This is a genomic window from Halorubrum sodomense (assembly GCF_900111935.1).
Lineage (GTDB): Archaea > Halobacteriota > Halobacteria > Halobacteriales > Haloferacaceae > Halorubrum > Halorubrum sodomense.
In genome coordinates this window covers 614,044-627,493 of the sequence record NZ_FOYN01000003.1, presented here as the reverse complement: position 1 = coordinate 627,493, position 13,450 = coordinate 614,044, and the positions used below count along the sequence as shown (strand labels likewise).

The 13,450-nt window shown below is 71.1% G+C and carries 13 protein-coding genes; 10 read left to right on the top strand and 3 right to left on the bottom strand.

The features are described 5' to 3' along the window. The first annotated feature begins 31 nt into the window (after window positions 1–31). Together purD and BM286_RS12485 are read left to right on the top strand one after the other, a co-directional pair. Complete coding sequence (purD, locus tag BM286_RS12490; RefSeq protein WP_092922820.1) at window positions 32–1,315, top strand: phosphoribosylamine--glycine ligase; 1,284 nt, start codon at window positions 32–34, stop codon at window positions 1,313–1,315. An 84-nt stretch (window positions 1,316–1,399) separates the two neighbouring features. After that, complete coding sequence (locus tag BM286_RS12485) at window positions 1,400–1,981, top strand: acyltransferase (protein WP_092922817.1); 582 nt, start codon at window positions 1,400–1,402, stop codon at window positions 1,979–1,981. Here the strand turns inward: BM286_RS12485 and BM286_RS12480 are convergent. Further along, on the bottom strand, window positions 1,978–2,325 hold the full coding sequence (locus tag BM286_RS12480) for a DUF5798 family protein (RefSeq protein ID WP_092922814.1): 348 nt from the start codon (window positions 2,323–2,325) through the stop codon (window positions 1,978–1,980). The two genes, BM286_RS12485 and BM286_RS12480, sit on opposite strands and share 4 nt — an antisense overlap. Before the next feature lie 134 nt (window positions 2,326–2,459). On the opposite strand from BM286_RS12480, the gene surE reads away from it, so the two are divergent. Next, entirely contained in the window at window positions 2,460–3,254 is a 795-nt protein-coding gene (gene surE, locus BM286_RS12475; protein WP_092922811.1) for a 5'/3'-nucleotidase SurE, read from the top strand. A 58-nt stretch (window positions 3,255–3,312) separates the two neighbouring features. Here surE and BM286_RS12470 read toward each other — a convergent pair whose 3' ends face one another. Continuing rightward, window positions 3,313–4,017 (bottom strand): nucleotide exchange factor GrpE, encoded by a 705-nt coding sequence (locus tag BM286_RS12470; RefSeq protein WP_092922808.1) that lies wholly within the window; start codon window positions 4,015–4,017, stop codon window positions 3,313–3,315. A gap of 120 nt (window positions 4,018–4,137) precedes the next feature. Between BM286_RS12470 and BM286_RS12465 the strand changes: the two genes are divergently transcribed. The 3 genes from BM286_RS12465 to BM286_RS12455 all read left to right on the top strand — a co-directional run bounded on the left by BM286_RS12465 (window position 4,138) and on the right by BM286_RS12455 (window position 6,167). Further along, window positions 4,138–5,076 carry a DUF1028 domain-containing protein gene (locus BM286_RS12465; RefSeq protein WP_092922805.1) on the top strand — a complete coding sequence of 313 codons (939 nt, stop codon included), beginning with the start codon at window positions 4,138–4,140 and terminating at the stop codon, window positions 5,074–5,076. A gap of 84 nt (window positions 5,077–5,160) precedes the next feature. Beyond that, window positions 5,161–5,757: a class I SAM-dependent methyltransferase gene (locus BM286_RS12460; protein ID WP_092922802.1), complete on the top strand. Its 597-nt coding sequence runs from the start codon at window positions 5,161–5,163 to the stop codon at window positions 5,755–5,757. A gap of 86 nt (window positions 5,758–5,843) precedes the next feature. Then, entirely contained in the window at window positions 5,844–6,167 is a 324-nt protein-coding gene (locus BM286_RS12455) for a BolA family protein (protein ID WP_092922799.1), read from the top strand. Between the two features lie 146 nt (window positions 6,168–6,313). On the opposite strand, the gene BM286_RS12450 is transcribed toward BM286_RS12455, so the two are convergent. After that, window positions 6,314–6,904 carry a hypothetical protein gene (locus tag BM286_RS12450; RefSeq protein WP_092922796.1) on the bottom strand — a complete coding sequence of 197 codons (591 nt, stop codon included), beginning with the start codon at window positions 6,902–6,904 and terminating at the stop codon, window positions 6,314–6,316. A 194-nt stretch (window positions 6,905–7,098) separates the two neighbouring features. Between BM286_RS12450 and BM286_RS12445 the strand changes: the two genes are divergently transcribed. From BM286_RS12445 to BM286_RS12430, 4 genes are all read left to right on the top strand, one after another. Next, window positions 7,099–8,508 (top strand): class II fumarate hydratase, encoded by a 1,410-nt coding sequence (locus BM286_RS12445; protein ID WP_092922793.1) that lies wholly within the window; start codon window positions 7,099–7,101, stop codon window positions 8,506–8,508. 95 nt (window positions 8,509–8,603) lie between these two features. After that, a complete protein-coding gene (gene sucC, locus BM286_RS12440) occupies window positions 8,604–9,749 on the top strand; it encodes an ADP-forming succinate--CoA ligase subunit beta (RefSeq protein WP_092922790.1) in 1,146 nt (381 codons plus the stop codon). A 79-nt stretch (window positions 9,750–9,828) separates the two neighbouring features. After that, window positions 9,829–10,698, top strand: coding sequence for a succinate--CoA ligase subunit alpha (sucD, locus tag BM286_RS12435; protein ID WP_092922787.1), 870 nt, complete (start codon window positions 9,829–9,831; stop codon window positions 10,696–10,698). Between the two features lie 115 nt (window positions 10,699–10,813). Then, a complete protein-coding gene (locus BM286_RS12430) occupies window positions 10,814–13,411 on the top strand; it encodes a hybrid sensor histidine kinase/response regulator (protein WP_092922784.1) in 2,598 nt (865 codons plus the stop codon). Window positions 13,412–13,450: the final 39 nt, after the last annotated feature.

Here is a 13,450-nt window from a genome sequence, read left to right as displayed (position 1 = left end):
GTTTACACTACCGTGCGGACACCCGTCGGGCATGACGGAGACCGTACTCCTGGTGGGGGGCGGCGGCCGCGAACACGCGATCGCCCGCGCGGTGGCCGACGACTGCGCGCTGTACGCCTGCGCGAGCGTCCGCAACCCGGGGATCCGACGGCTCGCGGACGGGTTCGAAGCGATCGAGGAGACCGACCCCGCCGCGGTCGCCGACTACGCGACCGCGGTCGGCGCGGACCTCGCAGTCATCGGCCCGGAGTCGGCGCTGGAGGCCGGGGTCGCGGACGCGCTCGACGACGCCGGCGTCTACGCCTTCGGTCCGCGCGCGGCGGAGGCGCGCCTGGAGACGGACAAGGCGTACCAGCGCGAGTTCATGGAGGAGCACGCGATCCCGGGCTGTCCGGACTACGCGGTGTTCGACGACACGGCGGCGGCCTGCGAGTACATCGACGAGTACGACGGCGACCTCGCGGTCAAGCCCGCCGGCCTCACCGGCGGGAAGGGCGTGAAGGTGATCGGCGACCAGGTGACCGCGGACGAAGCAAAGGCGTACCTCCGCGACTCCGACTACGACCGCGTCGTCTTAGAGGAGCGCCTCGTCGGCGAGGAGTTCACGATTCAGGCGTTCGTCGCGAACGGCGACGTCCGGACGACGCCCGCGGTCCAGGACCACAAGCGCGCCTACGAGGGCGACGAGGGCCCGAACACCGGCGGGATGGGGTCGTACACGGACACGGGCCTCTCGCTCCCGTTCATGGCCGATGGCGACTACGACGCCGCCGTCGACGTACTGGACGCCGTCGTCGACGCGCTCCCCGACTACAAGGGCGTGCTCTACGGGCAGTTCATGCTCACCGACGACGGGCCGAAGGTCGTCGAGTTCAACGCCCGCTTCGGCGACCCGGAGGCGATGAACACGCTGCCCGTCCTCGAGACGCCGTTCGTCGACGTGTTGACCGCCGCGCGCGACGGCGAGACGCTCCCCGAACTCGCCTTCTCGGGCGAGGCGACCGTCTGTAAGTACGCGGTGCCCGACGGCTACCCGACTGACCCCGACGCGGGCGCCGAGATCGCGGTCGACGAGGAGAGCGTCGGCGACGCGCTGCTCTACTACGCGAGCGTCGACGAGCGCGACGGCCGCCTGTACACGACCACGTCGCGGGCGTTCGCGGTCGTCGGCCGCGGCGACTCCATCGCGGCCGCCGAGGCGCAGGCGGAGGACGCGCTGGCGGCCGCCGGCGACCGCGTCCGTATCCGCCACGACATCGGCACGGCCGACCTCGTTCGGCGTCGGATCGACCACATGGACGAACTCCGGCGCTGACCCGCTCGCGTTCCCGAGCCCCCGCGACCGCTCGCGCCGCGACCGGGAGCGATCCTTTTACCCTCGCCGTCCGAACGGAGCGACGTGACAAACGACGACGCGGAGGCGACGCGCGACGACGCGGAGGCGGACGCGACACGCGAGGGCGCCGATCCCTCCCGGAGCGACCGCCTCGAACGGGTTCCGACGCCGGGGTCACGAAACTCCCTGTGGTCGTGGCCGGACGCGAAGTCGCCGCTCGCGGTCGTCCGCAACTACGTCGTCATCGTCCTCGCGCGGGTCTGCCCGAGCCTCCGGCTGAAGAACTGGCTGCTGCGCCGGATCGGCGTGACCGTCGGCACCGGCGTCGCGTGGGGGTTGGAGTCGACGCCGGACGTGTTCTGGCCCGAGCGGATCCGCGTCGGCGACGACGCGATAATCGGGTACGACGCCACGCTGCTGTGCCACGAGTTCCTCACCGAGGAGTACCGGTTGGGCGACGTGGTCGTCGGAGACGAGGCGATGATCGGCGCGGGGGCGGTCGTCCTCCCCGGCGTCACCGTCGGCGAGGGCGCGCGCGTCGCCGCCAACTCCCTCGTCGCGGAGGACGTGCCGCCGGGCGCGACGGTCGCGGGCGTCCCCGCCGAGGTCGTCTCGCGGGCGGACCCGACCGCGAGCAGCGATTAAGCCGAGTTCCCGTCGTTCGCACCGCTCTCGTCGGCGGGCGATTCGGCGTCGGCGCCCGTCTCGTCGGCGGCGCCGCTCGCGGCGGCGGCCGTCGCTTCGGCGTCCGTGATGTGCGCCTCGGTGCTCACGCGGTCCAAGTCGACGCCGACCTCCTCGGCGATGGCGTCGAGGACGGCCCGCTGTTCGGCCATCTCGTTTTCGAGCCCCTTGACGCGGTCGGCGGTGTCGACGACGGTTTCCTGCGTCTCGTCGACCTCGTCGCGGAGCTCGCTGATCTTCTTGTAGGTGCGTTCCGCGCGGTCGGCCAGCGTCTGGATCTTCTTGGCGGTGTCCCCGAATCCCATACCGAACGGTCGGCCCGGCGATACGTGTGCTTTTCCGTTCGGTTCGGGCGTCGCGGTCGCTCCGCGCTCGTCCGCCGACGCGCGGCCCGCCCGCCCGACGGTGGACTTTTGCCCGACTCGCCCGTGAACAGGGTATGAGCGTCGACCGGATCCTCTTGACCAACGACGACGGCGTCGACGCCGCCGGGCTGCGCGCGCTGTACGACGCCCTCGCGACCGAGTACGCGGTGACCGTCGTCGCCCCGGCGGAGGACCAGTCGTCCGTCGGCCGCCTGCTCTCCGCCGACGTCGCCGTCGACGACCACGAGTTGGGGTACGCGGTCGACGGGACCCCCGTCGACTGCGTCGTCGCGGGGCTGGACGAACTCGTCCCCGACGCGGACCTGGTCGTCGCCGGCTGTAACGAGGGCGCGAACCTCGGAGCGTACACGCTCGGCCGGTCCGGCACCGTCTCGGCGGCGGTCGAGGCGGCGTTCTTCGACGCGCCCGCGGTCGCGACCTCGATGTACGTGCCGGGCGGCGACGACTGGTGGAAACGGGAGTTCGAGGCCGAGGACTTCTCGCACGCGGTCCGCGCGACGCGGTTCCTCGTCGACGAGGCGGTCGAAGCCGGGGTGTTCGACCGCGCGGACTACCTCAACGTCAACGCGCCGATCGCGGACGCCGACCGCGCGCCGCTCAGGGTCACGACGCCCTCGACGTGGTACGGGATGCGCGCCGAGCGCAACGGCGACGGCCGCATCGGGTTCTCGGACCCGATCTGGGGCCGGATGAACGACGGCGACGTGCCGGACCCCGTGGGGACCGACCGGCGCGCCGTCGTCGACGGCGAGGTGTCCGTGTCGCCGCTGTCGGTGCCCCACGCGGCCGAGGCGGACGCGGGGCTCGAGGAACTCGTCGACGCCTACGAGACGGCGGTTCGGTCCTGACGCGAGACAGCGGTTCGGTCCTGACGCGAGACGGCGGTTCGCTCGGGGAAGCGCCGCGCTACTCGCCGCCGGTGCTCACGGTCACCTTCGCCTCGCTCAGCACGCGGTCGCCCATCTCGTAGCCGGGCTCGTACACCTCGTGGATCGTTCCCTCCGGGCGGTCGCTGTCGACGCGGAGCATCACCTGGTGGCGCGCGGGGTCGACCTCCTCGCCCGGGTCGGGGTCGATCGCCTCGACGCCCTCGTCGGCGAGCACCTCGTCGAACTTCTCCAACGTCGACTCGACGCCGGGGCGGAGGTCGCTCCCCTCGTCCTGGTCGAGCGCGCGCAGGAGGTCGTTCCGGACGGGCGCGAGCCGTTCGACGAGCGCCTCGGAGGCGCGCTCGCGGATCTCCTCCTGCTTCCGCTTCGCGCGCTCCTTGTAGTTGCTGAAGTCCGCCTTCACGCGGGCGAGCTTGCTCGTCAGCTCATCGACCGCCTCGTCGCGCTCGCGGAGTTCCTCCCGGGTCTCGGCGAGGTCCGCCTCCAGCGCCGCGACCTCGCGGGCGAGCGCCTCGTCGTGCTCGGCGACGGCCGCGGCGAGCGCCTCCTCGCTCCGTCTGGCGTCGCCGTCGCCGGCCGTCCGCTCGCGCCCGTCGGCGTCGCAGTCGGCAGATTCGCCGGTCGATTCCTCGGCGGTCGCCTCCGCCGTGCCGTTCGTTCTCGCCGCGTCGCCCTCGGCGTCGTCGGGAGACTCGACATCGACGGCGTCGTCGTCGCTCATACCCGATCGAAGTCGGTCGGCGGGGATAAGCTTGTAGAACCCGGTCGGCGGCGGGCCGGTCGAGCCCGGCCGCCGCGCGGCGGCGGATTTTTGATCGCGGCGCCCGACGATCGGTCCCGTATGCCACCTCGACCCTCGACCTTCTCGATCGCCGCCCGCGACCCCGAGACGGACGCGGTCGGCGTCGCGGTCCAGTCGAAGTTCGTCGGCGTCGGCGCCGTCGTCCCGTTCGTCAGCGCGGACGCGGGCGCGGTCGCCACGCAGAGCTTCGCGAACGTCGCGTACGGGCCCGACGGGCTCGACCTGCTCCGAGAGGGCCACGCGCCAGCCGAGGCGATCGACCGGCTCACGGCCGACGACGACGAGGCGCCCTCGCGACAGGTCGGGATCGTCGCGGCCGACCCGGAGGATCCGCCGGCGGCGTTCACCGGCGACGAGTGCCACGACCACGCGGGCGACCGGCAGGGAAACCACTACACGGTCCAGGGGAACATCCTGGAGAACGCCGACACCCTCGACGCGATGGCGGAGACGTTCGAGGGGACCGACGGCGGCCTCCCGGAGCGGCTGATCGCCGCGCTCCACGCGGGCAACGAGGCCGGCGGCGACAGGCGCGGCGAGCAGTCGGCGGCGCTGTACGTCGCCAAGCCCGAGGGCGGCTACGACGGGAAGAACGACCGCTGGGTCGACGTGCGCGTCGACGACCACGAGCGCCCGATCGACGAGCTGGAGCGCGTGTTCAAGATCTACGACGTGACGCTCCTCGAACGCGAGGTGCCGGCGGAGACGCGAGAGCTGACCGGCGAGACGGCGACCGCGGTCGGGTCGGCGCTCGCAGACCTCGGCTTCTACGACGGCGAGCCGACGGACGCGTTCGACGACGAGGCGCGCGACGCGCTGGAGACGTTCCGCGGGATGAACAACTTCGAGAACCACTCGCTCGCGGTGCTGGAGGACGCGATAGCGCGCGGGTGGAACGGGACCGACCCCGACGACGACCCCGAGTCCCGACTGGTCGACGCGATCTGGCGCGGGCTCTCGCGGCTCGACCGCGTCTGACCCTTGCGTCGGCTCCCGTCGCAGAGCGCGGTCAGCGTCGCCGCACTCGCAACGCATAACGGTCGGCTGGCGGCTACGAATCGCATGGAACGCTTCCGAAACACGGGACAGCCGGACTGGGACTGGTGGGGCCGCGTGTGGCCGACGCCGGGCGCGACGCTGCGCGATTTGGGCGTCGCGCCGGGCGACCGGGTGGCCGAGGTCGGCTCCGGCAACGGCTACTTCGCGCTCCCGGCCGCGCGGATCGCGGCCCCGGGGACGGTGTACGCCCTCGACGTCGACGCCGACCTGCTCGCCGAGCTCGACGCCCTGACGACCGCACAGGGGATCGAGAACGTCCGGACCGTCGCCGGCGACGCGCGCGACCTCCCGTCGCCGCTCCCCGAGCCCGTCGACGTCGCACTTCTCATGAACGCGTTCCACGGCGTTCCCGAGCCGGAGGCGGTCGTCGCGGGGGTCGCCGACTCGCTGGCCGACGGCGGCTCGCTCGTCGTCGTCAACTGGCGCGACCGCCCCCGCGAGGAGACGCGGATCGGCGGCGAGCCGCGCGGGCCGCCCACGGAGCTCCGCATGTCACCGACCGCGACGCGCGAGGCGGTCGAGGCGGCGGGGACGGACCTCGCCTTCGAGCGCGAGGTCGACCTCCCGCCGTTCCACTACGCGCTCGTGTTCGAGCGGTGACGGCCCGCCGCTCCGGGTTCGCTCCGGGCCGGCGCCCCGCCGGACCGGGCCGGTCGACTTTTGCCCGTTCGCGTCCGAGCGGGGACATGACCATCGAACCCGACGCGGTCGCTGACCTCATCGAGGAGAACCTCCCCGACGCGGTCGCGCGCGTGACGGCGCCCCGGATCCACGACGACGAGGACGAGGACGCCCACTTCGCGGCGGTCGTCGTCTCGCCCGCCTTCGAGGGCGAGTCGCTCGTCGACCAGCACCAGCGCGTGTACGACGCGGTCGGCGACCACATGACGCGGTCGGTCCACGCCCTGGAGATCAAGACGTACACCCCCGAGGCGTACGCGGAACACGGCGACGGCACCCTCGACGAGGACCTCCGCGAGGCCGGGCTGTTCCCGGTCGACGAGGCCTGATCGCCGGTCGCGCACTCGTCGAAAAAACCGCTTCACTCTCCGCACCGCTGCGAACCGCTTCTGCTGCTCGCGCTCTGACTCGACGGCGCGCTCGCGACACCGGCGCTCGGGATAACAGAACGCGTAGGCGACTCGGGATATTCCGCTCAACCGTCGTCGTCGGCCGGGGTCGGCTCGTCCGCGTCGCTGGCTTCGCTGCCGGACGCCTCGCCCGCGACGCGGTCGGCGACCAGTTCGGCCAGCGGGTCGACGGTGACCGTCAGACGGGCAACGAGGAACACCACGGGGACGAGCGCGACGAACAGGAAGGCGGCGTCGTACGCCCAGGCGGCGCCGTTCAGGACGGGGACCGCGACGCCCGCGAGCCCGCGGTACGCGACGAGGACCGCCCCGAAGACGACGAGCCAGTGGACCACGCCGCCCGCATTCTCGACGATCCGGTCCGATCGGGTGTCGCTTTCGGCGTCGGCTCCCCGCCGGCCGAGCGCCAGCCGCGTCAGCAGCGCGAACTTGGGCGCGGCGTACAGGAGGATACCGGCGACCGCGAGCGCGACGACGGCCGTCGCCACCGCGGCGAACGTCACGGGCGCGAACGGGACGAGGCGATCGACGCCGGGCAGCAGCGTGACGACCGCGAGGACACCGACTATCGCCAGCGCACCGATTAGGAGCTTGCTCGTCGACCGGACCGTGTCGCGGTCGAGCGCCGTTCCGATCGCTGAGTCGTTCGGGCTCATGTGCGCCGGGGCGTTGGCGACGGACGATGATATAACGGGTACGCCGTTGAACCGAATTTCGGCTGTTTTACGCGATTTAATCCGGCGGTCGGCTCGCGGTCCGCGACGTCGACCGGAGTGTTACCGATCCGCACGATTTCGCTGCGCTGGCGGCTTCCAGTACCTTTTACAGCGTCTCGCGGGAAGGTCGGCACATGGGTGACGACTACCGCACGGAGGAGGACAGCCTCGGCGAGATGCGGGTGCCGGCGGACGCCTACTGGGGCGCACAGACCCAGCGCGCCGTCGAGAACTTCCCCGTCTCGGGGATTCCGATGAGCCGACGGTTCGTCCGCGCGCTCGGCGTCGTGAAGAAGGCGGCCGCGCAGGCGAACCGCGATCTGGACCTCGTCGACGACGACACCGCGGAGGCGATCGTCGCCGCCGCGGACGAGGTGATCGCCGGCGAGCACGACGACCAGTTCCCGGTCGACGTGTTCCAGACCGGCTCCGGCACCTCCTCGAACATGAACGCCAACGAGGTGATCGCCAACCGTGCCGCCGAGATCGCGGGCGCGGAGATCGGCGACCGCGTCGTCCACCCCAACGACCACGTCAACTACGGCCAGTCGTCGAACGACGTGATCCCCACGGCGATGCACGTCGCCGCGCTCGAGGCGGTCGAGAAGGACCTCGTGCCGGCGCTGGAGACGCTCCACGCCGAGCTGGAGGCCAAGGAAGCGGAGTTCGACGGCGTCGTCAAGACCGGCCGCACGCACCTCCAGGACGCCACCCCCATCCGGCTCGGCCAGGAGTTCGGCGGCTACCGGACGCAGGTCGCGAAGGGGATCGAGCGCGCCGAGGGCGTCCAGTCGAACCTCCGCGAGCTCGCGCTCGGCGGCACCGCGGTCGGGACCGGGCTCAACACCCACCCCGAGTTCCCGGAGCTCGCCGCGGAGTACATCTCCGACGAGACCGGGACCGAGTTCCGCGAGGCGGCGAACCACTTCGAGGCGCAGGCCGCCCACGACGCGATGGCGGAGGGCCACGGCGCGCTCAAGACGATCGCCGGCAGCCTCAACAAGATCGCCAACGACCTCCGACTGCTCGCGTCCGGCCCGCGGAACGGCCTCGGGGAGGTCGAGCAGCCGGAGAACCAGCCCGGCTCCTCGATCATGCCCGGGAAGATCAACCCGGTCGTCGCGGAGTCGGTCAACCAGGTCCACAAGCAGGTCGTCGGCAACGACGCCGCCGTCTCCGCGGGCGCGGCCCGCGGCGAGATCGACTTGAACCTCTACAAGCCGGTCATCGCGCACAACTTCCTCGAGTCGGCGGAGCTGCTCTCGAACGTCGCGGCGACGTTCGGAGAGCGCTTTGTGGCGAAACTCGAGGCCAACGAGGAGTTCGCCCACGAGCGCGTCGAGCAGTCGATGGCGCTCGCGACCGCGCTGAACCCCGCGATCGGCTACGACAAGGCGAGCAAGGTCGCGAAGAAGGCGCTCGCCGAGGGGAAAAGCGTCCGCGAGGTCGCCGTGAGCGAGGGGTACCTCACCGAGGCCGAAGCGGACGAAGTCCTCGACCCCGAGGCGATGACGCACCGCGTCATCCTCGGCGACGAGGACTGACCGGCGGAACTCTCGTTCTGTCAGAACCCGCTGGGAGCCACCGTTCGCACCGAATCGGAACCATTTAAACCGGTGTCGGTTCCGATCCCACACGGATGAAACTTCACGAGTATCAAGCGAAGTCGCTCTTCGCGGACGCCGGGATCCCGGTTCCGGACTCCCGGCTCGCGACGAGCGTCGACGAGGCGCTCGACGCGGTCGACGAGATCGGCTACCCGGCCGCGATCAAGGCGCAGGTCCACGTGGGCGGCCGCGGCAAGGCCGGCGGGATCAAGATCGCGACCGACCGCGAAGAGGCGGCGCGGTACGCCGACGAGATCCTCGGCATGGACCTCAAGGGGTACACGGTCGACCGGGTCCTCGTCGAGGCCGGCGTCGACTTCGTCGACGAGCTGTACGTCGGCGTCACGATGGACCGCGGCGAGGGGAAGCCGGTCCTGATGGTGTCGACCGAGGGCGGCGTGAACATCGAGGAGGTCGCCGAGGAGAACCCCGACGCCATCGCGCGCGAGCACGTCGATCCCGCGTTCGGGCTCCACCCGTACCAAGCCCGCAAGGTCGTCTACGAGGCCGGCGTCGACGCCGACGTCGCGCTCGATGTCGCCTCGATCCTCTCGACGCTGTACGACCTCTACGAGTCCAACGACGCCTCCGAGATCGAGGTCAACCCCGTGATGATCACGAGCGACCGCGACGTGGTCGCCGCGGACGGCGTGATGAACATCGACGAGGACGCGCTGTTCCGCCAGCCCGAACTCGAGGCGATGGCCGAGGCCTCCTACGAGGACGACCTCGAGCGCAAGGCCGGCGAGTACGGCTTCGACTACGTCCGCCTCTCGGGCAACGTCGGCATTATCGGCAACGGCGCCGGCCTCGTGATGACGACGCTCGACCTGGTCGACTACTACGGCGGCGCGCCCGCCAACTTCCTCGACATCGGCGGCGGCGCGAAGGCCGAGCGCGTCACGCAGGCGCTCGACATGGTGTTCTCCGACGACAACGTCGACGCCGTCGTCTTCAACATCTTCGGCGGGATCACCCGCGGCGACGAGGTCGCCAAGGGGATCAACGAGGCCCTAGCCCAGTTCGACGAGATCCCGAAGAAGGTGGTCGTCCGGCTCGCCGGCACGAACGCCGAGGAGGGGATGGAGATTCTGAACACCGACCTCGTCGAGGTCGAGAAGACGCTGGAGGACGCGGTCCAGCGCGCGGTGAAGAACGCGGATGAGGTGACCCAATGAGTTCTATCGTACGTTCACTCGCTCCCGACGGTCGCTCGTTCACGAACGATAACCTCACGTTCACCACGGGGTGGTTCGCGTGAGCATTTTCGTCGACGACGACACCAGGGTGGTTGTCCAGGGGATCACCGGCGGGGAGGGGAAGTTCCACGCCGGCCAGATGATCGAGTACGGCACCAACGTCGTCGCCGGCGCGGTGCCCGGCAAGGGCGGGCAGGAGGTCCACGGCGTCCCCGTCTACGACACGGTCGACGAGGCCGTCGCGGCGGAGGACGCGGACGCCTCCGTGGTGTTCGTGCCGCCGGCGTTCGCCGCGGACGCCGTCTTCGAGTCGCTCGACACGGACCTCGACCTCGCGGTCGCGATCACCGAGGGGATTCCGACCCAGGACATGGCGAAAGTGAACAAGCGCCTGGGCGAGACCGACACGCGCCTGCTCGGCCCGAACTGTCCCGGGATCATCACGCCCGGCGAGGCGAAGCTCGGCATCCTCCCCGGGAACATCTTCTCCGAGGGGAACGTCGGGCTCGTCTCCCGCTCCGGCACGCTCACCTATCAGGTCGTCGACAACCTCACCGAGCGCGGCATCGGGCAGACGACCGCCATCGGTATCGGCGGCGACCCGATCATCGGGACCTCCTTCGTCGACGCCCTCGAGGCGTTCGAGGCCGATCCCGACACCGACGCAGTCGTGATGTGCGGCGAGATCGGCGGGGAAGACGAGGAGCAGGCCGCGAGGTTCATCGGGGAGTACATGGACACGCCGGTCGCCGGCTTCATCGCCGGGCGCACGGCCCCGCCGGGCAAGCGCATGGGTCACGCGGGCGCCATCGTCTCCGGCTCCGGCACGGGGACCGCGCAGTCGAAGATCGACGCGCTCAACGACGCGGGCGTTCCGGTCGGCGACACCCCCGAAGAGGTCGCAGACCACGTCGAGGAGTTCCTGTAGCCGCCGCGCGCGGTCGGCGTCGCCGCGGTTCGACCGTCGGTTTCGCCCCGGTTCCGGTTTTCAATATCGGTAGCCGGAGCGAAAGCTAAACTTACCGGTAGGGTAACACACGCACATGAACTCAGGTCCCGACGACCCGCCGCCGGACGCCGGCGCGGCCGCAGGCGACGTGACGGGACCGACCGACGGCGCCGCGAGTCGCGTCCTGTTCGTCGACGACGAGCCGGGCGCGGCCGATCTCGCCGCGACCCACGTCGAACGGCTCGTGGACGGCATCGAGACGGTCACGCGGCTGTCGCCGGACGAGGCGCTCGACGTGGTCCGCGAGGGGCGCGTCGACTGCGTCGTCAGCGACTTCGACATGCCGGGGGCCGACGGGCTCGAACTACTCGAATCGGTCCGCGAGATCGACTCCGGACTCCCCTTCGTACTGTTCACCGGAAAGGGGAGCGAAGAGATCGCGAGCGAGGCCATCTCCGCCGGCGTCACCGACTACCTCCAGAAGGGCGCCGGGCGTGACCGCTACGAGATGCTCGCGAACAGCGTCGCGAACGCGCTCGGCCGCCGCCGGGCCGAGCGCGACCTCCGCGAAGTGAACGCGAAGGTCACGGCGATCCACGAGTTCGCGACGGAACTGGCGTCCGCGACCGACATCGCGACCGTGCTCGAACGCACCGTCGACGCGACCGAGGAGATACTCGAGTTCGACCGCTGCGTCACCGCGCGTCGACGCGGCGACCGCGTCGTTCCCGCGGTCCTCTCAGAGAGCGTCACCGAGGAGGAGGTCCGCGCGTTCGATGTCGGTGAGGGCGTCGTCGGGACCACGGTCGCCGAGGGGGAGACGATGGTGGTCGACAACCTCAGCGTCGACCCCGCGGACCCGGACGAGCTGGAGGACCCCTCGTCTCCGGGTCGGCCGACTGCCGGGGCCGACCGGCGACGGGGATCGGAGGTGGCGGACCCTGTCGCCGACGACATCCGGTCGGCGATCAGCGTCCCGATCGGCTCGCACGGCGTGTTACAGGCCGTCTCGAACGGCTACGCCGCGTTCGACGAGCGGGACGTCGAGTTCGCGGAGCTGCTGGCGGCCCACGCGGCCAACGCCGTCGAGCAGATCGAGACGGAGAACGCGCTCCGCCGGGAGCGCGACCGGCTGACCGCCCTGTTCCACGACCTCCCGCTTCCGGCGGTGCGTACCGTCGCGCTCGGCGGCGGCGAGCGCCGCCTCGACGCCACCAACGAGGCGTTCGAGGACACGTTCGGCTACGGCGCCGACAGCGGGTACGAGGAGGTCCGCAGCGAGGTGGTCCCGGAGGGCGCCGACCGGCTCGGCCCGGAGGCGGTACTCGAACGCGACGAACCCTCGCGGCTCGAGGTGCGTCGCCGGACCGCCGACGGAATGCGCGACTTCATCCTCCACGTCATCCCGGTCAAGCAGCCGGACGAGACGGTTATCTACAGCGTCTACGCCGACATCGAAGACCAGAAGCGCGTCGAGCGGACGCTGCGTCGGCTCCACGCGACGACCCGCGAGATGTTCGGCGGCGAGGACCGCGAGGAGATCGCGGGGCTGGCCGCCCGCGCGGCGATCGACATCCTCGAGTTCCCGAGCAGCGGGGTCCGGCTGTACGACCCCGAGGCGAACGTCCTCTGCCCCACGGCGATAAGCGCGGAGGCGACGGCGGCCTTCGGCGACCGGCCGGCGTTCGGTCCGGGCGACGGGCGCGTCTGGGAGGCGTTCGAGACCGGCCAGCCGGTCGCCGTCGACGACCTCGACGCGGTCGACACCGCGGTCGGGTACGGCGACCTCCGGAGCCTCCTCGCCGTCCCGCTCGCCGACCACGGCGTCATGCCGCTCGGCTCGGAGGAGCCGGGGTTCTTCGACGAGACCGACGTTCAGTTGGCTCGCGTCCTCGCCGCGAACGTCACCGTCGCGCTCGATCACGCGGAGCGGACCGAACAGCTCCGCGACCGCGACGCGGCGCTCCAACGGGAGATCGACCGCCTGGAGAAGTTCGCGGGGCTCGTCTCTCACGACCTCCGGAACCCGCTCAACGTCGCGTCCGGCCGGACCGACCTCGCCCGATCGCTGACCGACGACGCGGCCGTCGTCGACGAACTCGAACGGGTCGGGGACGCCCACGATCGGATGGCACAGCTGATAGACGACCTCCTCGCCCTGGCGCGGCAGGGACGGACGGTCGACGAGATCGAGTCGGTCCCGCTCGACGAGGCCGCCGAGCGCGCGTGGCGAACCGTCGACACCGCGGAGGCGACCCTCGACGTCTCGGCGGCGACGGCGGCGGTCGACGCCGACCCGGAGCGACTCCGGACGCTGCTCGAGAACCTGTTCACGAACAGCGTGGAACACGGTTCCACGAGCAGTCGGGCGGAGCCCGACGACAGCGTCGAGCACGGCTCGACTGGCAGCCGGACGGAGTCCGGCGACAGCGTGGAGTACAACTCGGAGCCCGAGGCCGGGGGCGACGAGGGACTCACGGTCTCCGTCGGGTCGCTCCCGGACGGATTTTACGTCGCCGACGACGGGGTCGGCTTCGACATCGACCCGGAGGAGGCGACGGAGTACGGCCGTTCGAGCACGGCGAGGGGAACGGGGTTCGGCCTCGCCATCGTGCGGGAGATAGCGGCCGCGCACGGCTGGGAGCTCTCGATCGACGGCGACGACGGCGCTCGGTTCGAGTTCGGGATTTAAGACGCTATATAAAAACCCGGGTGGCGTGTGTTCCGAGCG